This is a genomic window from Vreelandella sp. 2A-K22 (assembly GCF_054065485.1).
Genome location: NZ_JBSUGC010000003.1, coordinates 265,069 through 287,024 on the forward strand (window position 1 = coordinate 265,069; position 21,956 = coordinate 287,024).

23 protein-coding genes are annotated in these 21,956 nt (G+C 55.1%); 9 read left to right on the top strand and 14 right to left on the bottom strand.

Annotated elements, in window-relative coordinates; genetic code table 11:
- Positions 1-101: 101 nt before the first annotated feature.
- Together narL and ACW17M_RS05600 are read right to left on the bottom strand one after the other, a co-directional pair.
- Positions 102-770, bottom strand: a complete 669-nt coding sequence (narL, locus tag ACW17M_RS05595) for a two-component system response regulator NarL (protein ID WP_457547020.1) — start codon at positions 768-770, stop codon at positions 102-104.
- Positions 770-2,668 (bottom strand): type IV pili methyl-accepting chemotaxis transducer N-terminal domain-containing protein, encoded by a 1,899-nt coding sequence (locus tag ACW17M_RS05600; protein ID WP_457547021.1) that lies wholly within the window; start codon positions 2,666-2,668, stop codon positions 770-772. Before ACW17M_RS05600 ends, narL begins: the two co-directional genes overlap by 1 nt.
- 176 nt (positions 2,669-2,844) lie before the next feature.
- Here ACW17M_RS05600 and ACW17M_RS05605 point away from each other — a divergent pair, with 176 nt between their 5' ends.
- From ACW17M_RS05605 to ACW17M_RS05615, 3 genes are all read left to right on the top strand, one after another.
- Entirely contained in the window at positions 2,845-3,414 is a 570-nt protein-coding gene (locus tag ACW17M_RS05605) for a hypothetical protein (protein ID WP_223827952.1), read from the top strand.
- Positions 3,415-3,496: 82 nt separating this feature from the next.
- Complete coding sequence (locus ACW17M_RS05610; RefSeq protein WP_244317870.1) at positions 3,497-3,904, top strand: ribonucleotide reductase subunit alpha; 408 nt, start codon at positions 3,497-3,499, stop codon at positions 3,902-3,904.
- Between the two features lie 11 nt (positions 3,905-3,915).
- Positions 3,916-4,302, top strand: a complete 387-nt coding sequence (locus ACW17M_RS05615) for a SirB2 family protein (protein WP_457547022.1) — start codon at positions 3,916-3,918, stop codon at positions 4,300-4,302.
- Between the two features lie 32 nt (positions 4,303-4,334).
- On the opposite strand, the gene ACW17M_RS05620 is transcribed toward ACW17M_RS05615, so the two are convergent.
- The 9 genes from ACW17M_RS05620 to ACW17M_RS05660 all read right to left on the bottom strand — a co-directional run bounded on the left by ACW17M_RS05620 (position 4,335) and on the right by ACW17M_RS05660 (position 13,697).
- On the bottom strand, positions 4,335-4,871 hold the full coding sequence (locus ACW17M_RS05620) for a nitrous oxide reductase accessory protein NosL (RefSeq protein ID WP_457547023.1): 537 nt from the start codon (positions 4,869-4,871) through the stop codon (positions 4,335-4,337).
- A 28-nt stretch (positions 4,872-4,899) separates the two neighbouring features.
- Complete coding sequence (locus ACW17M_RS05625) at positions 4,900-5,724, bottom strand: ABC transporter permease (RefSeq protein WP_457547024.1); 825 nt, start codon at positions 5,722-5,724, stop codon at positions 4,900-4,902.
- Complete coding sequence (locus tag ACW17M_RS05630; protein WP_457547025.1) at positions 5,721-6,653, bottom strand: ABC transporter ATP-binding protein; 933 nt, start codon at positions 6,651-6,653, stop codon at positions 5,721-5,723. The genes ACW17M_RS05625 and ACW17M_RS05630 overlap by 4 nt, the downstream gene beginning before the upstream one ends.
- Complete coding sequence (locus ACW17M_RS05635) at positions 6,650-7,948, bottom strand: nitrous oxide reductase family maturation protein NosD (RefSeq protein ID WP_457547026.1); 1,299 nt, start codon at positions 7,946-7,948, stop codon at positions 6,650-6,652. Before ACW17M_RS05635 ends, ACW17M_RS05630 begins: the two co-directional genes overlap by 4 nt.
- A 68-nt stretch (positions 7,949-8,016) precedes the next feature.
- The gene (nosZ, locus tag ACW17M_RS05640; protein ID WP_027959373.1) at positions 8,017-9,894 is read right to left on the bottom strand and encodes a TAT-dependent nitrous-oxide reductase; all 1,878 of its coding nucleotides are present in this window, start codon (positions 9,892-9,894) and stop codon (positions 8,017-8,019) included.
- A gap of 17 nt (positions 9,895-9,911) precedes the next feature.
- Complete coding sequence (nosR, locus tag ACW17M_RS05645; RefSeq protein ID WP_457547027.1) at positions 9,912-12,059, bottom strand: transcriptional regulator NosR; 2,148 nt, start codon at positions 12,057-12,059, stop codon at positions 9,912-9,914.
- A 26-nt stretch (positions 12,060-12,085) separates the two neighbouring features.
- On the bottom strand, positions 12,086-12,388 hold the full coding sequence (locus ACW17M_RS05650) for a c-type cytochrome (RefSeq protein ID WP_457547028.1): 303 nt from the start codon (positions 12,386-12,388) through the stop codon (positions 12,086-12,088).
- Positions 12,389-12,710: 322 nt separating this feature from the next.
- Entirely contained in the window at positions 12,711-13,061 is a 351-nt protein-coding gene (locus tag ACW17M_RS05655; protein WP_457547029.1) for a DUF488 domain-containing protein, read from the bottom strand.
- A gap of 69 nt (positions 13,062-13,130) precedes the next feature.
- Positions 13,131-13,697, bottom strand: a complete 567-nt coding sequence (locus ACW17M_RS05660) for a YIP1 family protein (RefSeq protein WP_009286641.1) — start codon at positions 13,695-13,697, stop codon at positions 13,131-13,133.
- A 455-nt stretch (positions 13,698-14,152) separates the two neighbouring features.
- Here ACW17M_RS05660 and ACW17M_RS05665 point away from each other — a divergent pair, with 455 nt between their 5' ends.
- The 5 genes from ACW17M_RS05665 (at position 14,153) to ACW17M_RS05685 (ending at position 19,038) form a co-directional block, all read left to right on the top strand.
- The gene (locus ACW17M_RS05665; RefSeq protein WP_088701534.1) at positions 14,153-14,605 is read left to right on the top strand and encodes a c-type cytochrome; all 453 of its coding nucleotides are present in this window, start codon (positions 14,153-14,155) and stop codon (positions 14,603-14,605) included.
- A gap of 38 nt (positions 14,606-14,643) precedes the next feature.
- Positions 14,644-15,999 carry a cbb3-type cytochrome c oxidase subunit I gene (locus ACW17M_RS05670; RefSeq protein WP_088701533.1) on the top strand — a complete coding sequence of 452 codons (1,356 nt, stop codon included), beginning with the start codon at positions 14,644-14,646 and terminating at the stop codon, positions 15,997-15,999.
- A 64-nt stretch (positions 16,000-16,063) separates the two neighbouring features.
- Positions 16,064-16,876 (top strand): AAA family ATPase, encoded by an 813-nt coding sequence (locus tag ACW17M_RS05675; RefSeq protein ID WP_457547030.1) that lies wholly within the window; start codon positions 16,064-16,066, stop codon positions 16,874-16,876.
- 9 nt (positions 16,877-16,885) lie between these two features.
- Positions 16,886-18,829: a VWA domain-containing protein gene (locus ACW17M_RS05680; protein WP_457547031.1), complete on the top strand. Its 1,944-nt coding sequence runs from the start codon at positions 16,886-16,888 to the stop codon at positions 18,827-18,829.
- Positions 18,830-18,840: 11 nt separating this feature from the next.
- Entirely contained in the window at positions 18,841-19,038 is a 198-nt protein-coding gene (locus tag ACW17M_RS05685) for a hypothetical protein (protein ID WP_457547032.1), read from the top strand.
- A gap of 40 nt (positions 19,039-19,078) precedes the next feature.
- Here the strand turns inward: ACW17M_RS05685 and ACW17M_RS05690 are convergent, their stop codons facing one another.
- Positions 19,079-19,381, bottom strand: coding sequence for a cytochrome C oxidase subunit IV family protein (locus ACW17M_RS05690; RefSeq protein ID WP_457547033.1), 303 nt, complete (start codon positions 19,379-19,381; stop codon positions 19,079-19,081).
- 15 nt (positions 19,382-19,396) lie between these two features.
- Positions 19,397-19,963, bottom strand: a complete 567-nt coding sequence (locus ACW17M_RS05695; RefSeq protein ID WP_457547034.1) for a cytochrome c oxidase subunit 3 family protein — start codon at positions 19,961-19,963, stop codon at positions 19,397-19,399.
- Positions 19,964-20,191: 228 nt separating this feature from the next.
- Between ACW17M_RS05695 and ubiT the strand changes: the two genes are divergently transcribed.
- Positions 20,192-20,662: a ubiquinone anaerobic biosynthesis accessory factor UbiT gene (gene ubiT, locus ACW17M_RS05700; RefSeq protein WP_457547059.1), complete on the top strand. Its 471-nt coding sequence runs from the start codon at positions 20,192-20,194 to the stop codon at positions 20,660-20,662.
- Between the two features lie 56 nt (positions 20,663-20,718).
- Here ubiT and hmpA read toward each other — a convergent pair whose 3' ends face one another.
- The gene (hmpA, locus tag ACW17M_RS05705; RefSeq protein ID WP_457547035.1) at positions 20,719-21,891 is read right to left on the bottom strand and encodes an NO-inducible flavohemoprotein; all 1,173 of its coding nucleotides are present in this window, start codon (positions 21,889-21,891) and stop codon (positions 20,719-20,721) included.
- Positions 21,892-21,956 lie beyond the last annotated feature (65 nt).

The window sequence follows — 21,956 nt, forward strand, 5'->3', positions numbered from 1 at the left end:
CCTGGATTCATTGATTTTAAACAGAAAAAATCGAGAGAAGGTAAAGGCGGGTCAGAGCAAAAGTATTCTGTGAGTCTTTAGAGGTAACCACACAGAATCGATTAGTGATCGATACCTTCCTGGACTGCCCAGACGGCGGCTTCGACACGTGAGCGTAAGTTAAGCTTTTTGAGCAGATGCTTGACGTGAACCTTGACCGTGCCTTCGGTAATATCCAGCTTGCGTGCGATGAGCTTGTTGGAGAGTCCGCCAGCAAGCTGTTGCAGAATTTCGCGTTCACGCTGCGTCAGGCTATGAATATCCGGGGTGGTGGGGGCATTGCGCTGATTACGCAGGGCTTCAGCGAGTAGGGCGGTCAGGCTTTCGCTGATGACCATGCGCCCCAAAGCAGCCTGACGCAGTTGGCGAACCATGTCTTCAGGCTCCATATCCTTTAACAGGTAACCGTCAGCACCGTTGCGCAGTGCGGCGATAACATCATCCTCATGGTCGGAAACAGTGAACATCACCACACGGCCGCTATAGTTGGCTTCCCGTAGGCGGCGCAAGGCTTCTAAGCCATTGACGCCCGGCATGTTTAAATCAAGTAAAACCAGGTCAGGCTCAAGTTTGAGGGCCAGTGCAATGCCTTCTTCAGGGTCGCCCGTCTCGCCAACCAGTTCAAGATCGTCCTCTAGCTCAAGCAGCTGAGCGACGCCACGCCGGAGTAGCGGGTGGTCATCAATAATCATCAGGCTGGCGGGTGTATCGTTGGCGTTGGTCAGCGTCATTAAGAAGTCCCTGTACCTAAGTGAGAGTCGGAGGCAGCCGTAACAGGCTGCTGCTGAATTAAGCGAGCGGTCAACGGGGTGAAGACTATCTCAATGCTGGCCCCCCCTGTGGGGCGATTGGTGATACTCAGCTCCCCGTTCAGGGTAGTGGTTCGGTCGCGTATGATCACCAAACCGTAGTGCATAGGTGGCGAGCTATCGTCTTCCAGGCCGATGCCGTCATCCTCAATACGCACTAGCAGGCGAGTATCGGCGAAGCGCACAGTGACTCCAGCCCAGTGGGCTTGGGCGTGCTTGTGGGTATTGGCCAGCGCCTCACGAATGATCTGCAGCACGTGAATTTCTTCATTGGGGTTAAGTAGGTAAGGCGGCACATCGTACTCAAGCTCGACCGTTACCTCCATGCGCTGGCTAAACTCATCGACGGTCTGGCGTAAGGCAAATTGCAGCCCCGGCCCCTCTAGTTTGAGCCGGAAGGTAGTGAGCAGCTCACGTAGCTGACGATAGGCGCTGTTTAGGCCGGTACGCAGCTCGTCGAATACCGCAGACTGCATCTCTCGGGTGGCTTCTTTTTGCTGCATGCGTTCGAGTCGAGCGACCTGCATTTTGAGATAAGAGAGCGATTGGGCTAGAGAATCGTGAAGTTCCCGCGCAATGATGGTTCGCTCGTTGATCAGCGTAACGTGCTGCTGCTCCTCGATACGTCGCTGCAGATACACCGCCGTGGCGAGCTGGTCGGCTAACATGGTGAGCAGCCGACGGGTGCTATCGTTGAGGCGCTCCTGGGGATACCACACTTCCAGGGTGCCTAGCAGCGTATCGCCTACGCTAATCGGTAGCAGTAAGCACTGTGACTGGTTATTGGACACCATCTCCAAGGGGCGAGGATCGATCAGGCAAGCGTGACACTCCTGGTCACGGCAATACTCTGGTCGGGTACGCGAGTGGGTTTCTAAAACCGGCATTTCCCGTTGGTCGAAAGGATCGTTGAGAGAAAGCCGTATTGGCCCGATATCCAGCAGCTTTTCCAGTTCGCGTAACATAGGGGCTGCGCTAGAGCAGAGATCATTACCGCCCCCATACAGCGAGCGGCTGGCATCGTGCATTACCCGCAGTGCCTGATTACTGCGTTCAAGCTCCTGCTTCTTGCGCGACACCTTGTCTTCCAATGCGGCGTAGCTTGTTGCCAGCTCCGCAGACATCTTGTTAAAGGTATGGCCCAACAAAGCCAACTCGTCGCTGCCGCGGAGTTCGGAGCGTGGCTTGAAGTTACGCTGTGCCGCCTCGCGGGCAAGAACCATCAGTTGACGCAAAGGAACTACCAGATTGAAGCGAACATCGTAGAGGGCGATCGAGACCACTATAGCGATCAGTACCAGAAAGAGCACTTGCATCATCCCCAGCAGCCGCACCTTGGCCTCAGTGCTCTCTTCCAAATAGGTCACCAGCACTTCAATGTCATTGACCATCGCCACGATCATCATTTCTAGCGTATCGAGGTCAAGCGCAGTGGCTGGGGACGGTGCCTCTAGTGCCGGACGAAGCGTGTGCTGCCAGTAGATCTGAAGTTTTTCCAGTTGACGGCGGCGCTCGTGACGATCATCGATGGGGATCGTTTGTTGAAGCGTTGTGCCATACAAACGTTGATCGAAGCTCGAAATCAGTCCTTCGAGCTGTTCTGCGCTAGTCTCCTCTGGAGCATACTCCAGGCGTTGCAGTGCCCCCATGATTTGATAGGCATTCATGCGTAGTGAGCCAGCGACATTAATCGCGGCAGCATCGCCACGGCTGCTGTTAGACATTGCCATGGTCAGGGTGATGCTGATGAGTGCCATCCCGCTAATGGCAAGTAAGGACGCAATGATGCGAGCAACCAGGGAGCGCTGAAGTAATTTCATGGCATTTCCGATAGCGCGGAAGAGGTAAGGGAGTGTGGCACTGTCTGCATTTCGATACGAGGGCTATTCCTTTGGGGTTAGCCGGTCTACCTCCGATGCCTTTTGACCTACGCCCAGTATTTACAGACAATTCTTACATGTCTTCCGATGTCTTTATACCCTCGCTGGGAAACGCCATGCCATCATCTGTGCCGCCTCCCACGTTGGAGACATCAAAACAGCCAGTAAATGGTTATCAGTTGCTGGTAGCCATGCTGCTGATGCCGCTGGCAAGCGCTTTAGCGGTGGCTGGCTGGACACTTTATGCCCTGCTCGCAAAACAACCCCTCTATGTGCTGGTACCGTTGAGTAGCGGTGTGCTGTTGGCTTGGCCGGCTTGGTATATCGCCAGGCGGGGAGACACCTGCCGCTTGATGCAATGGCTATTACTGGGGCTAGCGTTGGCGCTGGGCGGGTTTGGGATGGCTAGCCGACCGTGGGAGTTTTTGTTAGTGGGGGCTGGGCTTGGACTGGGAGGTGCGGTGATTACGACGGGCATCGCCCACGCCAAAGGCTGGATGCCTGGTCGTTGGGTGAGTCTTTGTGTCGCCCTTTTTCTGGCTTTAGCGGCGGGGGTAGGGTTTTCCTTGCGGATGGCGCCTCTGGTAGTCCAAGCCTATGGTTGGCGCGCGGCGCCACTTAGCCTGTTGATCCCTCTGTTTATGGTAATGCTGCTGCTGTGGCTTTTCGTAGAGTCACCCGAGTAACGCCGCCTATGAGTCTCACCTGTTCATTCTTACCTACTCTCTCACCTTCTGATTCTAAACCACTAGCGATAAGGCCTATTTTATGACCACAGTTTTGATGACCATAGCCACGTTTGCCGATTTACTGCAGGAAGCGCGTAAACAACCTAAGCCCCAGCGCCTGCTGTTTGTGTTCGTTCGCGCAGAGCTGCCCGACTTCCCTGATGCTGACCAGCGTCGTCGCTTCGAACAGGGTGAAGGGGGGGTGTTGGTGCCTGTGGTATGCGTAGATAAGTCGACGGAGGAGTTGACCAGCATGGCGGCGTTGGTTGAGGAGTCACGCCGTACCGAGATCGAATGGGATCTAGTTTTCACAGCTGCCATGGACGACCCAAAAGATGACGCTGAGGTTGAACGGCAGCTCCAGCGTATGATGGAGTCGCTGCAAATGGGTAATATCACCGCCTATCTTGCCTTCGATCATCACGGCAATGCGGTTAACGTCGGCTAGGGACGGTTACCATGGAGCACTATTTCCTCATCAAGCACCTGCACATGTCGGCCGCTGCGCTGAGCATCACGCTCTTCATAGTGCGCGCCTGGTGGTCGGTGCAGGAAAGCCCGCGGCTCAACGCCCGTTGGGTCAAGGTATTGCCTCATCTTATTGATACGGCTCTGTTGGGGCTGGGGGTGACTTTGATGGTATTGCTTTCCGTATGGCCCTGGCAGCTTCCTTGGCTTGGCGCCAAGTTACTGGCGCTGCTGGCCTATATCGGTATTGGCACCATTGCGATTAAGCGCGGTGCAACGCCAAGGGCACGTGCTGTTGCTGCGTTAGTGGCGGTTGCCATATTCGCCTACATGGTGGGGGCTGCCATACATCACAGCCCGCTTTCCTGGCTAGCCTGAATTGCGGCTACTTTCTGCCTCACTCCTCACTTTTATTGCGCCATTGAGTGGGCGGCATGGCCGCTCCCTCCGTGGCGCCCGAGCCGGGCGAGCAATTCCAGGTCGATATCGTCATAGGTGATTATCTCGCCACCATGAACTGCTGCGAACTGCGCGGCACGCTCATGGCTGGAGAACGGTGCAAGGGTGTGGCCCATGCTGCCGCGCCGATCATGGCCGACCACATACCAAGCGTCTGCTGCAGGGATAAAGGCATCGTCTTTAGGTGCTTCCCAGGGTGTTACGCCGACATCATGTACATAGGCATGGCGCAGCTGGGTCTGATTTTCGGGCTGCTGGAGGAAAACGAACATCTCCAGCGTAGAGCAGAACTTACGCGCGTCACTGTGGCTTTGCATAAATGCCTGACCTTTGGGGCCTTCGAATTCGGTGATAAACATACCGCATACATGGCAGATGTCATCGCCGCTAATAGGCTGAGGCGGCATCCTTTCGGCGCTGTCAGTGGCATTGTTGCAACCGGTCATGAGCAAAATAATAAGGGCTAGCGTGGGCAGCAGGGCGGGCATGATCAATCCTCGTTATTAAGAGATGATGTTAAGCGGTATGACGGTGGAAGCGACGGACGGCCAATAGCAGGGGCACCACGACCCAAACCAGCATTGCCAAGGGCGGCCAGGCAGAGTGGAACGCGCCTTGCTGCGCGATAGCCGCGATACCGCTTTCTAGCTGTGTGGTGTCGAACCCCGACAGATTGATCAAGCGAAAACTGTCGGTGGGATTGAGCAGCATCAGGTAGGGGAGCCAGTCGCCCCCCTGCTTGACGCCAACCAGTAGGGCCAGCAGTACTAGATCGAATACCAGCACGAACAGAAACCACACTCCTAGTGCCAGCCCGGCGGCCCGTGCCTTTTCGCTGACCGTTACGCTGATCAGGTAGGCAAAGGCCAAAAACACCCAGCCCAAGAGCACACTGCTGGCGATCAATCGTGCTAGGCCGACGGTTAGTTGGATAAGCGGTACGCCTTCAGCGCCCAACGCAATAACCATACCCGCGATACCAAAACCGAGTAGCGTGGCGACGGCCAGAATCATCCCATGGCCGAAGAACTTACCAAACAGCAACGCCGAACGACTTATAGGGTAGGTGAGTAGCAGTAGTAGCGTGCCGGCCTCCTGCTCACCAACAACGGCGTCGTAGGCTAGCATCAGCGCGATTAAGGGGATCAGAAAAACGGCCAGAGTTGATAAACTGACCAGGGTGGTGGCCAGTGAAGTAAAACCAAGACCGCCGCTCGCAGCGGCACCAAAGTAGGCAATACCCATTGCCAGAACGGCAAGGATCACGGTGATCGCCAGTACCCAGCGATTACGCAGGCCATCCTGGAACTCTTTGGCGGCGACGATGAACATGGCCTTCATGCGCTGGCTCCTAGCGTCAGTGAGGCGGGGCGAGTAGAAAAATGCGTGTAGAGATGCTCAAGGGTGGGGGGCGATAACTCGATGTCGTCGATATTCGGCATGGTGGTTAATTGACGTAGTACCTGCATTTTATTTTCCGCGGGCACGTTGACCTCCACACAGCGCTCATTGATTGGGATAGGCTCAAGGGACATGGCTTTCCAGAGCTGAGACTGCATGGCCAGCAATGTGCCGTGGATACGAAACGTCAGCGGTAGCTGTGCTTCTTCACGCAGCTGTTTAAGGCTGCCCAGGGCCAGGCGTCGCCCTTTGCCCAGGATCAAGGCGCGGTCGATATAGGGTTCGATGCCCGGCAGTACATGGGAAGAGAGCAGCACGGTACAACCGTTGTCGCGTAGGGCTTTTACCGCTTGATAAAAATCGCGGGTGGCAGCGGGGTCAAGGCCGGTGGTGGGTTCATCCAGCAACAATAGCCGGGGAGACCCTAGTAAAGCCTGGGCCAGGCCAAGGCGCTGGCGCATGCCCTTGGAGTAAGTTTTAACGCGACGGTCGGCGGCTTCGACCAGGCCCACACGCTCAAGCAGAACCGTTACCTGATGGCGGTCAGCGCGCTTTAAACGAGCGAAATAGGTGATCACTTCACGCCCGGTGAGCTGTTCGTAGAAGGTGACGTTTTCAGGTAGATAGCCCAACTGACGCCGTAGGCGTTCGGCATGTGGCCCGTCAGGAGCGCCACCGAGGACGTCAACGTGGCCCGAGCTGGGCGCAATTAAGCCCAGTATGAGTTTCATGATGGTCGTCTTGCCCGCGCCATTATGCCCCAGCAGGGCGAGCATCTCGCCTTCTTTGATGGTGAGATCCATTTCAGCTAGTCGCACCAGCGCCCCGTGACGCTTGGTAACTCGCTGTAGTTCTATTACTGGGTTCATGGAGCATTTCCTTCTCGGCCGGGCTCGCTCATCAAGGGCGCGCTGTCTCTGACCCCCGGGGGACGAAACACTGGAAACTGGCGTTGCACCCAGCGCAGTGCCAACACCGCAGGACTTTGCATCAACAGGCGCGCGGAGGGGTGGCGCCAGAGAAGATGATCCATGGCGTCGTTGGGTTCATGAGCGGTGTCGCCGACACCGTTATCGTCAAGATCCCAACCCAGGTAGTCGCTCCAGTAATTGCCCGACCAATCCTGCTCACGGGTGGCGACATACATGACTTGCTGCTTATTAGCGATGAAGGCGTTGCCCGCCATTTGGTTATCTTCTGAACCGGCGGTGAGATGGATGCCGATGTCGCTGGCTGCGAAACGATTATTCTCGATACGATTGAACTGCGAGTTGTAAACGAACAGTGCCTTGCCGTCGCCGCCCGCTAGACGCCCCTCGCCATCTGCCCCCAGGGGCTGGGTGACGCCTTCGACTCGGTTGCCGCTCAACAGGGAGTCGGTGATGTTGTTCATCAAAATCCCGTAGTTGTCGTCTGCTTCCGAACGGTTATCAACGACTTCCAGGCGTTTGGATTGCATCAGGGCGTAGCCGGTTCGGGTTCGTTGGGTCAGGTTGCCTTCAAGACGATTGTCGAAGGAGTACATGTAGTGCACGCCATAGCGCAGGTCATGCAGGGTGTTGTCGCGCAGCACGTTGTGGCGGCTGCTGTCGAGATAGATGCCGTCGCGAGTCTGCGCAACATCGTTGGATTCGATAATCGAGTCACTAACGTTATAGAGGTGAATGCCGTTGCCGCGATCCTGAGAGCGCAGTCGGGTATCGCCACGAATGGTATTGCCTATCACACTGACGTTATTGACAGCATCGAGCCAGATGCCGAAGCCAGGCCCGTTTAGCTGGTTATTGCGGATGGTACTACCGTGAGCGCTGGGCTCGACAAAAATAGCGGCCTCCAGTTTTGTCAGGTTATCCCCCCAGTCTTCAATGCGCACACCTTCAAATATAATGTCGGGAGCTGCCAGCACCACCGCATGGCCTTGGCCTCCTGCATCGAGGATGGCTTGCAACTCGCCCCTAATATGCAGCGTGCGGTCAATAACCACACGCCCAGGGTAGCGTCCTGCAGGCAGCAGCAATTGATCGCCGTCGGTAGCCTGTTCGATCAACGGCTGTAACGGCTCACCAGGCGTGGCGAGCCAGTCAGCTGCATAAACCCCGCTAGGCAGCCCAAAAAGCCATAGCAGCGCCAGCAAGCAACCTAAATAGCCAGGGTGTCGTTTCATGGTGTTCTCCCGCAGCGGGCCGAAGGAATCGGCCCGCATTGTGTCTTCAGACTCCTGTCAGTGAGGCGTCAGGCGGGTTCGACTAGCATGCGACCAGTCATTTCCATATGCATCGCGTGGCAGAACCAGTTGCAGTAGTACCAGTGCACCCCGGCTTTGTCGGCGGTGAAGGTGACACTAGCGGTCTGCTGGGGGCTGATCTCCATCTGCACGCCGTGGTTGACCATGCAGAAGCCGTGGGTCAGATCCTCGACCTGGTCAAGGTTGGTGATGACCACGGTCACCTCATCGCCCTGTTTGACCTTGAATTCGGTCAGGCCAAATTGCGGTGCGATGGAGGTCATGTACACGCGTACTTTATTGCCATCGCGGATTACCTTGCTTTCGCCCTCCAGGTTGACGCCGTCTGCCTCGGCCATGGCCACGGTCTCGGCGAAGAAGGGGTCGTCTCGTGTCCATACTCGGCTTGGGTTGATCTGGTCGGCGCGTACCAGAATACAGTCGTGGGGCTCGGCATAAGTGGGGCCGTCATGCACCAGTTTCATTTCTTCCCCTGAGATGTCGATCAACTGATCGTTCTCGGGATGCAGAGGGCCTACCGGCAGGAAACGGTCTTTGGAAAACTTCGACAGCACCACCAGCCACTTGCCGTCGGCATCCCGGGATTCGGTGAGACTGGCGTGGTTATGCCCAGGCTGGTAGTGGACATCTAGCTTCTGACGCAGGTAGTTGACGTCTTCGCCATTGTAGTGGCGAATGGCATCCTCAATATTCCACTTGGCTACCTGGCTATCGATGAACAGCGTGGTATAGGCGTTGCCCCGGCCATCGTAGGTGGTGTGAAGCGGGCCCAGGCCCAGTTCAGGTTCACCCACAATGGTATCGCGCGGTTCGATACTGTCGTCGAACAGCTCAGGTAACTTGTCGATGGCGATGATTGAGCAAGTGGGGGATAGCTTGCCGTTGGCGATGAAATATTTGCCATCCGGTGAGGTATTCACGCCATGGGGGTTCTTGGGGATCGGGATGTAACGTGTCAGTTGCGAGCCCTTGCGGCCATCCAGTACCGGGACGCTTGATTCACCCAGTGTCTTGTAGTTCCCGGCCGCCACGGCGGCTTCAATCGCTTCAACGTCGAATACCACGACCCAGTCGCGTTCGTTTCGCATGGTCTCGGTCAGGGTCATGCCTTTTTCTGAGTTGTAGCAGGTAGAGGCGACGAAACGACCGGTGTAGTCGGCATCGGTGTTATCGAGGTTGCCATCGACGATCACCTGCCAAGCCACGTCCATGCTTTCGGCATCGATAGCGTTGAACATAGTGAAGTAGTTGTCGGGGTTCTCCAGGTCGCGGCCGTCATTGATCTGGGGTATTGGCAGTTCGGCATTGGCGAAGACGTACTTGGTGTAAGGCACCTTCTGCAGGCGCAAACCGTGAATCGCCTGGACGTTGGGGATGGTGGTGACCTTGTCCGTCTTCATGATATCGAGACGAATGCGCGCAACGCGGGTGTTAGCCTTGTCGTTGATAAATAGGTACTTGCCGTCGTAGCTGCCGTCGGTCATGGAAATATGGGGGTGGTGGCAGTCGCCGTTGAGGAAATGGCTCGATTCGCCGAGTATCCGCTTCGACTCGTTGCTGATCCCCCAGCCAGAGGCGCTATCCACGTTGAACACTGGAATCCGCATCAGTTCGCGCATTGAAGGTACACCGAGCACCCGAACCTCGCCCGAGTGGCCACCGCTCCAGAAGCCGTAGTAATCGTCGAGCTCGCCGGGTGCAACGTCGATACCGTTGGCGCCGGCGGCCTGAACTTGACGGCTATTGAGTAACGCACCTGCGCCAAAACCACTGGCCAGGCCCGCCCCGGCAACGCCGGTGACGGCGGTATTGCGCAAGAAATGGCGACGGCCGATATCCTGAATATGGTCTTTTTTATCGCTCATGCTTGATTCCCCTGAGATCAGTCTTGCTGGTGAAGAGGGATGCGTTGCCATGCGGCCTGTTTGCCGCTGGCATCGGTATCCCGTTGGGTCTCAACGCTATTACCGCGCGATGACATATTGGCCGCCTTTTCATAGCGCTTGCGGCGCTTGACCATGGGCGGGCAACGCTGGTCGTCGTGGTAGGTCACTTGGCAGTCGAGACAGTAGTGGCACTCATTGGCATTGATGCGGCCGTCCGGGTGTATAGCGGCCACTTCGCATTCATTGGCACAGATTTGGCACGGGGTACCGCAGCTACCGCGGTGGCGCTTGAGCCAGTCGAACAGGCGTAAACGCGAAGGAATAGCCAACCCGGCACCTAAAGGGCACAGATAGCGGCAGTAGAATTTGTGGTTGAAGGCAGAAATCGCCACCAGTCCAAGAGCATAAATAACGAAGGCCCAGTCACGTTGGAAACGCAGGGTGATTGCGGTCTTGAACGGCTCCACTTCGGCGTAGCGTTCCGCGGTGCCAAGCGAATGTAGCGAGACTGCGAACAAGGCCAGCAGAATGATGTATTTAATCGCCCATAGGCGCTCATGGAGCCCGAAGGGCACCTCGATCTGCTTAACGTTTAGTTTGCGAGCGACCTGGTTGACCAGGTCTTGTAAAGCGCCGAAGGGGCACAGCCAGCCGCAGAAAACTCCGCGGCCCCACAGCAGCAGGCTCACCGCCACGAACGACCAGAGAATAAATAGCATTGGGTCGATCAAAAATGAGGACCAGCTAAAACCGCTTATCAGCGAGTTGGTGAAGGTAAGGATATTGACGACCGATAGCTGGGCCAGCGAGTACCAGCCGATAAATACTAAGGTGTATATCTTGAAACCCAGACGCAGTGGGTTCAGAACACGCGGGTGGCGCGCCAGCACATCCTGGAACAGCATGATGCCAGTGAGCACCAATAATCCGGCGGATAGCACAACGATCTGGAAAGCCTTGTCGCGCCAAACCTGTACCCAGATAGGCTCTTCCACCGGTGGCTCAGGCCGTTCTATATAGGCCTCGGGAACACTGTAGTCGGCGCTAAAGCGGCTGAACTCGGTATCCAAGGGGCCAGAGGCGCGGCGAACCAGTAATTCCAGCTGCCACGGTTGTCCGGGGTCGAAGCCCGCCTCTTCGCGGACGATGAAGATGTCTCGCTCGGCCAGCGAGGGCGCGCCTTCGAGGGCCAGATCACCCAGGCGGATGTGTTCGCGATCATGAAAGCTGACCCGAGTGCTGCCCTGTGAAAGCTCGATGCGATCGAAGATGCCGCCGCGCACATACCCTGAACCCTTGAATGAGTAGTCACCACGCCCCATGACGGCAATAGCGTGCTCGCCATCCTTCAGCTCGACCATTAGTTGGTCATAGCCAGTATCGCCGAGCAGGTTGCGGCCAGCGGTTGGTGGGTTGAGGTAGGTGTAAAACAGCTCGATAAAGGTTTTATCGGCGGGCTGTGGCGAGCGCAGGTAATCTTCGGCGGGCGTACCTATAAAGCTCGCATCGACCTCGCCATGGGTCAGTTGCAAACGGCGAATGGTGCCGTCGCCGGTCAGTTCATCCCAGTTGGCAGGGGCGAAAACGTCTTCTCGAACGCGTGCCGGTGGTGTCTGGGAGGGGTCGGCAATGAGCTGCTGTTCAGCGGCCACTTGCCTGGCGCTGCGCATGATGGTGTCGCTGACGACGATGACGGTCACCGTCGCGCCAGAGATAGCGTCAAGATTGTCGCCGACCCTGAGCCTGTCATTGACGTGGGCCGATTCGTGCTCATCGGCGAAGCTATTTAGCTTCGATTCGGGAATGCCCACCAGCATGATCGGCTCTGAATGACTGAGGACGTCGGTCTGTACAATTTGCCCATCCAGACCGATCCCCACCAGTACATTGACCGGTTTGCCCGAGTAGGCGGGGATCGGAGCGACATCCACACTCTCAAAAGCGTAGCCGAGCAACTCATCGTCGCTGGCGAGTACACGGCTTACCGGCCACTGTGAATCCGAGGCTTCAAGACGCTCTGCCGTGGGAAACCCCTCGCGTACCTGCCCCAGTTCGATAGCTTGGGCGGGCAGTGTTATCGCTAGGAGTAACAGCAAGCTAATCCAGATGCCGGTTAGACGGCGCGGGCAAGCCACAGGGGACATCGTGGTTTCCTTTCGGGTCAAGAGCGTTATAGAACCGGTTCTAGCAAGTGGTCGACGGCAGCTTTCACTTCGTCATCGCTCAAGCCCAATTGGCCTCCTTTCGGCGGCATTGCCTGAAAACCGTTAATCGCGTGGTCGTACAGGGTGTCCATGCCTTTTTCTAAGCGTGGCTCCCAGCGTTCGGCATTGCCGCGAATGGGAGCACCTGCGGCGCCCGTCATGTGGCAAGCCATGCAGGCTTGGTTATAGGTGGCTTCGCCATCTGCATGAGCGGTAACCGAAATAGAAGCAACAACGCCTAGCAACAGTATGGACGCGAGGGTTTTCATTGAAGTATTCCTTATGCATCTTTTGAGTTGAAATTACCAATTCGGCAACGTGGCAAGGTGGTTTATAGAGGTATACGAGTTGCTGGGTACTGATTTCTCAGTACGAGAAAAGGTATGAAGTTCACTTTAAAGAAATAAGGGGGGCTAATATTGATCTGGATCATTTTTAGTCTCGCGTACCCCTACAGAGCATTAGCTTACCCCTTAGTGGGTAGGCGATGACGTCAGTCGTTATTGTGATTTCAACTCGAAATTCAGACGCTTGGCTATGCACCACGGCGCTAGGGGTGTGGCGATGTAGAAATGTTTTTTACAGCGTGGATTATTTCAACATGTTCAAGTACTGGCGCAGCACTTCGGCATTGTTACGGCGCTCTTCCTTAGAGGCAAATACCAGAGTAACTCGCTCTTTCCTGGCACGTTGTGCAAGATCACGAAGAGACTCGCGATAAGAGATTAACTCTTTGAGATAGCGACGGCGGAAGCCACTCCAGTCGAGAGAACCATTATGAAATGCTTTGCGAAGCTCGCTGCTTGGGGCGACCTCCTTGCGCCATTCATCGATTTTGGCTTCCTCCTTGGACACCCCGCGCGGCCAGATACCGTCGACGAGGACACGATAACCATCTTTGCTCTGAGGTGAGTCATAGGCACGCTTTAATTCAATATTCATCGCTATCTCGCAAGTCAATGCGTTTCCTTTTAAGCCTAGCTAGTGAGTCGGTTCCACTCTACTTGAATCCTAGTAAGCCCAGACAATAGCCATTAGCAAGCCCCATGCCAGCACCCCGGCGGCCATAACGGTGTAAGTAGCAGACATCGTTGTTACGTCATTCGCTGAGCGTTTACACAGAGCCTGCAGCCCGTGGTAGACCAAACTGCAAGAGATGCCCAGTGCCACCAGTACTACCAGCGCATTGAACAACAGGCTGGGGATCAGCAGAGCGGTCGCTGCTGACCAAAGTGGCAAAGGTGCCAGGGCTGCCAACAGATAAGCGTCGTGGTAGCTAATTGAGAGATCACGATCGCTATTGACCACCGCGTGAATTAGCCAGCCCATTACAAAGAAGGTGAGCAGCTCGGCCAGGAAGAGAATGGTCGTGATGAAGCGCCACTGCCGATCGGCGAAGCCTGGAGCGAAGATATCTCCGTAGTGTGTACCGGCATAATAGAGCATCACGGGTGGCAACAATGACATGGGCAGCACGATGCACCAAGCCAGAGTGGCGATTGAAGGATGGCGTTGCTGGAGGTCTTTCCATCCCGCTAAATGGGTAAAGGGCAGTTGAATAATGGTTAGAGGGTTCATTGTCTAGCCTCGCAGTCAGTTGTGATCGTTGTGAGCTTAAAATATCATGTCGTGATATTATATTCAGAATTAAGGCTAGTTTGTATTTTGTCAAGTGTGAAGCTTGATTCTCTCTGTTTTAAGAGAGCGCAACCCATATCAGCAGCAGTGGTGCATGCCCGTGTGAAATCTGAGAAGTCATAGCATCAGCCTACCTCTAGAACGGCTATGCCCTGGTGCAAACCGCACAGAGTGATTAGGCAATATTAAGAAACCCAGCCGCGTTCTGGCTCGAATTAATTAGTAATCGTAAATTTACCAAGGGTTTTGCTCTTGCCAAAAATTGATCTGTGGCAATGTTGCTAGGGGGATTCTTCTGCTAATCTTAAAAATGTAAATAATATACATCTTAATAAACGTATGCCTTTTGGCTTCCCAGCCTAAGGTCGGATCTGACTAGCAAGGGAGTATGGCTTATGGCTGATGGTCTCACTAAATCAGCGGCCCGCAATATTTTCTACGGTGGTTCGCTGTTCTTCTTCCTGCTCTTTGCCGCGCTAACGGCTCATAGTCATTGGTACATGGTCAATGTCTCCACGGACAGCGAAGGCCTCACGGATTCTGTTAAGCATGGCAAAGAAGTGTGGGAAAAAAACATGTGTATCAACTGCCATAGCATTATGGGAGAGGGTGCTTATTTCGCTCCTGAACTGGGTAACGTCTGGGAACGCTATGGAGGTCATGAAAATCCTGAGGCTGCCAGATCGGGTATTAATGCCTGGATCCGCGCCCAGCCATTGGGGATCGAGGGTCGTCGTCAAATGCCAGCGTATGACTTTAGCGAAGAGGATATGAACTCGCTAATCGACTTCCTCGAATGGACCGATGGCATCGACGATCAGGACTGGCCCCCACATCCCGCTGGCTAAAGCAAACAGCCGAAGGATGAATCAAGGAGAACCGTACAATGAAATATGAAACCCAGAAGGTTGCTTTACCCTTTTTTATGGTGGCCATGGCGCTATTTACGCTACAAATAGTCTTCGGACTACTGGCCGCCACCGTCTATGCTTGGCCTAACTTTATGGCCGAAGTGATGCCCTTTCATATCATGCGTGTCAGCCATACCAATCTGTTGATTGTGTGGCTGCTGATTGGTTTTATGGGCTGTACCTACTATCTGATGCCAGAGGAAGCCGAGCGGGAAATCCATAGCCCCAATCTGGCGTATATCCAGCTGGCGATCTTTGCTTTTGCTGGCGCCGCTGCTCTGGTCGGCTACCAGTTCGGTATCCATGAAGGGCGCGAGTTTCTTGAGCAACCGTTCTGGGTGAAAATACTCATCACCATTTCTTTTCTGATGTTTCTTTTCAATACCAGCATGACGCTGCTCAAGGGCCGCAAGACCGCTATCAATCTGGTGTTAATGCTGGGGCTTTGGCTAGCGGCAGTGTTTTGGTTATTCGCTTTCTACAATCCGACCAACCTGGCGGTAGATAAACTCTACTGGTGGTGGGTGGTGCACCTCTGGGTGGAAGGCGTATGGGAGTTGATCATGGCTTCCTTGCTGGGTTACCTGCTGATCAAAATGACCGGTGTGGATCGCGAAGTGATCGAAAAATGGCTCTATATCATTGTTGGATTGGCACTGTTCTCCGGCCTGCTGGGCACCGGGCACCACTACTACTGGATTGGCGCACCTGGCTACTGGCAGCCCATCGGCAGTATCTTCTCGACGCTTGAAGTGGCGCCTTTCTTCGCCATGGTGGTATTCGCCTTTACCATGTTCTGGAAGGGCAGTCGTAACCATCCTAATAAAGCGGCCATGCTATGGGCCTTAGGCTGCCCAACCATTGCCTTTTTCGGCGCTGGTGTGTGGGGCTTTATGCATACCCTCTCGTTCGTGAATTACTACAGCCATGGCACTCAGGTAACCGCCGCTCATGGCCATCTAGCTTTCTATGGTGCCTATGTGATGCTGATTCTTGGCGTGATTACCTACGCCATGCCGCAGATCCGCCGTGTGCAGCCTTATAACCAAGTGCTGAACATGTGGGGCTTCTGGATCGTCACCAGTGCCATGTGCTTCATGACGTTTACCCTGACCTTCGCCGGGGTCGTGCAGACTCACTTACAGCGCGTCTTGGGCATGAATTACATGGAAGTGCAGGATCAATTGGGCCTGTTCTACATCATGCGTCTGGGCGCTGGTGTGGCCGTGGCAGTGGGGGCGATCATGCTGCTCTACTCCTTCTTCGGGCCCGCCCGAGAGCAGGTGCCCGCCGGCGGCACACAAATTACCGCTGGGGCAGGCTCGGCCTGAGCTTAACGGCCCTGCGGGGCCGTTTTTACTTTCTTTATTTATTTTCCGGCAATGGAGTCTTGCCATGCCTCTTTCTTCTGTCGCTAATCCTATCGCTGAGCGTGAAATACCTTTCTACGAGAACGTCGGGAACGAATGCGCTATGTTTGAGCACGCCTTTCGTCAACGTTTGCCGCTGTTACTTAAAGGCCCCACCGGGTGTGGTAAAACACGTTTTGTTAGCCATATGGCCGCGAAGCTGGGCCGTCCGCTATTCACTATTTCATGTCACGACGATCTGACTTCAGCCGACCTTACAGGCCGCTATCTGTTGCAGGGCGGTGAGACCCGCTGGGTCGATGGCCCGCTTACTCGAGCAGTGCGCGAAGGGGGTATCTGCTATCTCGATGAGGTGGTGGAGGCGCGTAAAGATGTCACCGTGGTGCTTCACCCACTCACCGATGACCGCCGACTACTGCCGTTGGAACGTACCGGAGAACTGCTCGAAGCGCCGGATGACTTCATGCTGGTAGTGTCTTATAACCCTGGTTATCAGCATATTCTCAAATCGCTTAAACCGAGTACCCGCCAGCGCTTCCTGGCCATGTCATTTGATTTTCCACCACCCAAAGTCGAGCGCGATATTGTCGCGCGGGAGAGTGGTTTGCCTGGTGAGCAGTGCGCCGCGCTGGTCAATCTTGCCGCCAGCCTACGGGCCATGAAGGGTCAGGATTTAGAAGAGGGTGTTTCTACTCGCCTGTTAGTTTACTGCGCTACCCTGATTGCTGCCGGGGTGCCCATTTTGGAAGCTGCCCGGGCTACTTTAGTGGAGCCGCTGAGTGATGACGCAGATGTTCAGGAAGGGCTGATGGAAGCCATTCACGCAACCTTTGGGTGAGGGCACGGCATGCTTGATTTTCTTGAAGTCGAGGAGTTTGTAGGCCGCCATTGGAACCGTTGGGCTTCCAGTGCGGCAAGTTACCCTGACCATCCCGAAGCCGCAGTACGTCTTGAAACGCTGCGGCCCATGCTCGGCGTCTTTTTCCGCGCCGGAGGTGGCGAGGCGGGTATCGATGTTGCTGCTATTGCGGGGCGTAGTTCGTCGCATCGCTTATCCTTACGTCAAAGGCTTGGGCTTGATGAGGAGGTGCTCGATCAAGCACGCCGTGACGAAGAAAGCCTGTTGTTACCGCCACGCATTGCCCTGTTCGCCGAGGTTTCCTTGAACCGGGATCTCTACCTTTGGCTGGTAGCGTACCTGGCGGTGACCCGGCATGTGCACGTCGTCGAAGATCCGCTACAGCAAGACCTTCTCCAGCTGCGTGAAGTAAACCGGGCGACTCGGGCAGTGTTGGCCCATTTCCCTGGGCTCGCTCAGCGCCACGCCAGATTATGTCAGGCATTGCTGGCCATTCGCCCCCAGCGCAAGCGCTTGCCGCCGATGGAAGCGGCGCTGGAATCCGTTCTCTGCACCCAGCTTGGAAAAACGCCGCCCGAGGCTGGCTGGGCCGAAGCGATGCATATCGCTATCCTCGATGAGCTCCTGCCTTTGGACAAGTTTCATGCGCCGCGTGGATACCGGCCGCCACTTCCGGTGCCGCTATGGGGGCAAGCCGTTGCCCTGGGTACCCATAAACAAGCACGAACCGAGCAGGAAGATGATGAGGCACCGGTCGCAGGGAAGAATTCTCCACAAGATGATCGTGGTAAACGTAAGGCTGACCGGCGCGAGCAGGATCAGGCCGACCGCGATGACTCTTTAATGCTCAATGCATCCGAAAAGATGCTTTCCTGGGCCGAAATGGTCAATCTCAATCGTCATGTAGAGGATGAAGACGATGATGAGGCCAAGCAGGCGGCCGATCAGATTGATGAGATTGTGCTCAGTGCTAACCGTAAGAAGGCGGCTTCCAAGCTAAAGCTTGATCTTGATCTGGCGCCCGATGAGGTGAGTGGGGGAAGGCTGCGTGGGCGCCATACCTATCCGGAATGGAACCATCGTAAGCAAATCTATATGCCTGACCACTGTGTGGTACTCAGCGATGTGCAGAGCGAGGAGGGGGAGAACTGGCAGCCGGACGAAACGACAAAACGGCGCATTCGCCGAGTCCGTCGCGAGTTTGAAGCACTGAGGCCGCGTCGTGAGACGCTACGTGGCCAGCTGGATGGCAGCGAGCTGGATATGAACGCCGTGATTCGCTCCCGTTGTGATCTGGCGGCTACCGGTGAAGCCAGCGACCGTCTTTATCAAGCTAGCCGTACCCAAGCGAGGGATTTGGCGGTTTCGATCCTGGTCGATGTATCCCTTTCCACTGAGGCCTGGCTGGAAGACCGGCGGGTGCTGGATGTGGCTAAAGAGGCGCTGCTGGTATTGGGGCACGGCCTTGCGGGGTGCGGCGATGACTATGCCATTCACAGCTTTACCTCCCACCGTCGTCACCGTGTTTGGGTCAATACGCTGAAAAGTTTCGATGAGCCAATGGGCGAGCGGGTGTCACGGCGGATCGCAGCGCTCAAACCAGGCCACTACACGCGTATGGGGCCCGCTATTCGGCACCTTTCCCAAGCGCTTGCCAAACGGCCCAATCGGCACCGGTTGCTGTTACTTCTGACCGACGGTAAGCCTAACGATACCGACTATTATGAAGGGCGTTATGGTATAGAGGATACGCGCAAAGCCGTTCTTGAAGCGCGACGGGAAGAAGTGCGCGTGTTCGGAGTAACGATTGACCGGGAAGCAGGGCGCTATATTCCTCATCTGTTTGGGCGAGGTGGTTATGCCATTGTCCAGCGTCCGGAGCATCTCGCCTTGGCGCTGCCGAGTATCTACCGCCAGATTGTTGCTTCCTAAGGAGGTTATCTATGGTGCGTTTGCGCCTCGTAGTGGCGATTTGTCTCTGGTCTTTGGTCGCTTTAGGGATAGTCGTGCCGCTGGTATGGCTTATCAATAATCGTGATTGGGGCGTGGCGCTGATGTTGCTGGTTCCCTTTATCGTTTATGGTTTGATGCGGCTGGGTCGGTTGCTGGAAGCCTGGGCAAATGCCGCGCAGCGGCCTTGAGGTACTGATTCCGCACTTCGCTAAAGCCAATCCTGTGAGGCTACCCCACTAAATGAAAGCGACCGGCCAGGTAGCCCGCGGCAATCAGCGTTAACGTTAATAGTGTCAGGGCAATGAAAATTCCCTTCCAGGCTGGGGTCGCGGCGCGCAAGTTTAAATAGACCATGAGCACACAGTGGGCTTTGAACCCCGTCGCCATCATTATCATGGCGGCTGACCATAGGGGAAGCGCCTGCCAGTTGGTGGTCTGATCTAGCCGAGCGGAAACCATGGAAACCAGGGTCAGCGCCATTAATATGCCCCAAGTAATCAGTAAACGTCGTGTACCGGGCAGTGCCCTCATTGTTTCCTCACAAAATTATCTCAGCAGATAGATTAGTGGATAAAGCAGGATCCAAATCAAGTCCACCATATGCCAGAAGGCTGCCGCCGTTTCTACGTTCTCGGTGGAGGTGCGCCAGCTCACTAAGCCTAGTAGCGCTAAGCCGAACACAACGTGAGCAAAATGGAAGGCGGTTAAACCATAGTAAAAACCAAAAAAAGCGTTCGTTTCTGGCGTTATTCCAGCAGCAAACTTATTTGTATACTCAAAAACCTTAATGACACAGAACAGTACGCCCAACAATATAGCGGCGCCTAACCACTGTCGGCTGCGCTGTATGCGCTGAGCGCTTATCGCCTCAACGGCAAAGGCTACAAATAGTCCGCTGGTCAAGAGCACCAGGGTATTGAGGCCGCCCAGCACCGGGTCAAGCTGATGTTGGGATTCATTGAATAGTGCAGGGTCAAGGGCGCGTTGACCGGCATAGAGCGCAAAGAAGGCGGTGAAAACCAGCATTTCGCTCAGTATCAATACCCACATCAGTGGATTGCCGGGTAGGGCTGAAAGCGGCCCCCAGCCCGGATTGGGCAGGTCGTGCCTCATTAATACTCCACTCGGTAAGCGTTGTGCCGAGGTATCAGGGCTCACTAGTTTTCGTCAATATATTAAGTGCATTTTAAATGCATGTTAATTTTGGTGCAATATTTCTTTTATTTGACACGCGTCACTACCCAGCGCCACGGCAACGCTTAGCATCAGTGGCCTAGTGTTTGCCGATAATGCCTTTACTCCGGAGTGACTGTTATGTCATTGCTGTCTTTACCTTTTTCCATGCCCTCTTTTTCAATTTCCCCTCCTATAACGCCTAGCCATTTGATACGTCTCCTTGATCCACGGATACCTTTTACAATTAAGCAACGTATAGTCGAGCCTTTACTCAACCGTACTTTTGCTATGCCGCTTGCAGAGGGGGAGTTCGATGCTTTGGAAGGTCGGCGCATTAGTCTCACCATCGCCGATTTAGCTGTGACGCTAAGTCTGACGCTTGAATCCCAGCGCTTAATATTATGTCGCGAGAAAGGCGAGGCAACCATTCGGGGAGGTTGGCGTGAATTCTTGTGCCTTGCCACGCGCCGCGAGGATCCCGACAGCCTGTTTTTCCAGCGTCGCTTAATCATTGAAGGGGATACAGAGCTGGGGTTGACGCTCAAGAATCTACTCGACGGTTGCGAGGAAGGCCTTGCACAAGGGCGTTTGGGGGAACTGTTGTTGGGACTGGAGCGCTTGGTACGTAAAGAGTGACCCAGGCTTCTGAAATGTTCACAAGCGGCCTCGGGAAATCCCGAGGCCGCCCATTATTACGCTGCGTCGAGGGGGCGTGAAGGCCCAAAGTGCTCAAAGTGTCGGCGATCCTCGTCGACACCCAGTTCGGACAAAGCGCTGTTAATCGCTGTCATGAATCCTTGGGGGCCGACGAAGTAGCAGCGCGCCTTAAGATCAGGCAGGTAGTGAGCTAATAAGCTGTGGTCGATACGACCAATATGTTCGGCTTCGTTGCCGCGCTCATGAATACGGACAGCCTTAAGACGTTGAGGGTACTCGCTCTTCAGTGCTTCTAATTCGCCTTTAAAGGCCTGGTGGTCGGCATCCAGGGCAGCGTGTAGATAGGTGACTTGCCGCCCAAGGGACAAGGCATGTCTTGCCATGGGAAGCAGGGGCGTTTGCCCAACGCCGCCGCTGGCAAGCAGCAGAGGCTCATCACCTTCAATCAGCGTTAGGTCACCTGCTGGCGGTAGCATTTCCAAGGTGTCGCCGGGTTGTAAGACATCGTGGAAGTGACGGCTGACTTGGCCCTGTTCTTCGCGTTTGATCGAGATTCGATAGCTTTGGCCATTTGGCGTGTCTGAGAGGCTGTAATGCCGATAAACCAGCTCGCCATTAATGGTTAGACGTACACCGATATACTGACCTGGCTCATGGTCAGCCACACGTCCTCCATCCTCGGGCTCAAGGATAAAAGAGCGAATTACAGCACTTTCCTGATGGGTACTGGCAATCTTGAAACGGCGTGTGCCGCGCCATCCCCCCGGGCGCTGCTCAAACTCACGATAGCGCTGGTCTTCGAGGTCGATTAACAGGGCGGCAAGTTCGTTATATAGAGCGCCCCATGCATCGGCGATTTCCGGAGTGACAGCTTCACCCAGCACTTCGCCAATTGCTGCCAGCAGGCATTCTCCGACAATAGGGTACTGCTCAGGAAGAATGCCTAGCGAGATGTGTTTACTGACCACAACATCCAGAGTAGCACGCGCCTGAGCTGGATTACTGCGTAGTTGCACATAGGCCAACACGGCGTTGGCCAGGGCACGGGGCTGACCACCGCTTTGCTGATGAACCTCATTAAAGAGCGGCTTGACCTCTGGGTAGCGGGTAAACATCAGCGGATAGAAGCGCTGTGTAATCGCATTCAGGTGTTCGGCCACGACGGGAGCTGTCGCGTTGATCAGCTTTTCCTGCTCATGTGTTAGCACGGATAATACCTCAGGCGTTAAGATTCATTGCAGATGCATCTTAACGCTAAAAGCGATAAATACCA

Coding starts and splice junctions, on each gene's coding strand:
- ubiT (WP_457547059.1), top strand. CDS start 20,192: ATGCCCTCTTTTTCAATTTCCCCTCCTATAACGCCTAGCCATTTGATA.
- ACW17M_RS05610 (WP_244317870.1), top strand. CDS start 3,497: ATGACCACAGTTTTGATGACCATAGCCACGTTTGCCGATTTACTGCAG.
- ACW17M_RS05620 (WP_457547023.1), bottom strand. CDS start 4,871: ATGCCCGCCCTGCTGCCCACGCTAGCCCTTATTATTTTGCTCATGACC.
- ACW17M_RS05685 (WP_457547032.1), top strand. CDS start 18,841: ATGGTGCGTTTGCGCCTCGTAGTGGCGATTTGTCTCTGGTCTTTGGTC.
- ACW17M_RS05695 (WP_457547034.1), bottom strand. CDS start 19,963: ATGAGGCACGACCTGCCCAATCCGGGCTGGGGGCCGCTTTCAGCCCTA.
- ACW17M_RS05600 (WP_457547021.1), bottom strand. CDS start 2,668: ATGAAATTACTTCAGCGCTCCCTGGTTGCTCGCATCATTGCGTCCTTA.
- ACW17M_RS05690 (WP_457547033.1), bottom strand. CDS start 19,381: ATGAGGGCACTGCCCGGTACACGACGTTTACTGATTACTTGGGGCATA.
- ACW17M_RS05670 (WP_088701533.1), top strand. CDS start 14,644: ATGAAATATGAAACCCAGAAGGTTGCTTTACCCTTTTTTATGGTGGCC.
- ACW17M_RS05605 (WP_223827952.1), top strand. CDS start 2,845: ATGCCATCATCTGTGCCGCCTCCCACGTTGGAGACATCAAAACAGCCA.
- ACW17M_RS05675 (WP_457547030.1), top strand. CDS start 16,064: ATGCCTCTTTCTTCTGTCGCTAATCCTATCGCTGAGCGTGAAATACCT.
- ACW17M_RS05630 (WP_457547025.1), bottom strand. CDS start 6,653: ATGAACCCAGTAATAGAACTACAGCGAGTTACCAAGCGTCACGGGGCG.
- ACW17M_RS05660 (WP_009286641.1), bottom strand. CDS start 13,697: ATGAACCCTCTAACCATTATTCAACTGCCCTTTACCCATTTAGCGGGA.
- ACW17M_RS05650 (WP_457547028.1), bottom strand. CDS start 12,388: ATGAAAACCCTCGCGTCCATACTGTTGCTAGGCGTTGTTGCTTCTATT.
- narL (WP_457547020.1), bottom strand. CDS start 770: ATGACGCTGACCAACGCCAACGATACACCCGCCAGCCTGATGATTATT.
- ACW17M_RS05665 (WP_088701534.1), top strand. CDS start 14,153: ATGGCTGATGGTCTCACTAAATCAGCGGCCCGCAATATTTTCTACGGT.
- ACW17M_RS05655 (WP_457547029.1), bottom strand. CDS start 13,061: ATGAATATTGAATTAAAGCGTGCCTATGACTCACCTCAGAGCAAAGAT.
- ACW17M_RS05615 (WP_457547022.1), top strand. CDS start 3,916: ATGGAGCACTATTTCCTCATCAAGCACCTGCACATGTCGGCCGCTGCG.
- nosR (WP_457547027.1), bottom strand. CDS start 12,059: ATGTCCCCTGTGGCTTGCCCGCGCCGTCTAACCGGCATCTGGATTAGC.
- ACW17M_RS05635 (WP_457547026.1), bottom strand. CDS start 7,948: ATGAAACGACACCCTGGCTATTTAGGTTGCTTGCTGGCGCTGCTATGG.
- ACW17M_RS05625 (WP_457547024.1), bottom strand. CDS start 5,724: ATGAAGGCCATGTTCATCGTCGCCGCCAAAGAGTTCCAGGATGGCCTG.
- nosZ (WP_027959373.1), bottom strand. CDS start 9,894: ATGAGCGATAAAAAAGACCATATTCAGGATATCGGCCGTCGCCATTTC.
- ACW17M_RS05680 (WP_457547031.1), top strand. CDS start 16,886: ATGCTTGATTTTCTTGAAGTCGAGGAGTTTGTAGGCCGCCATTGGAAC.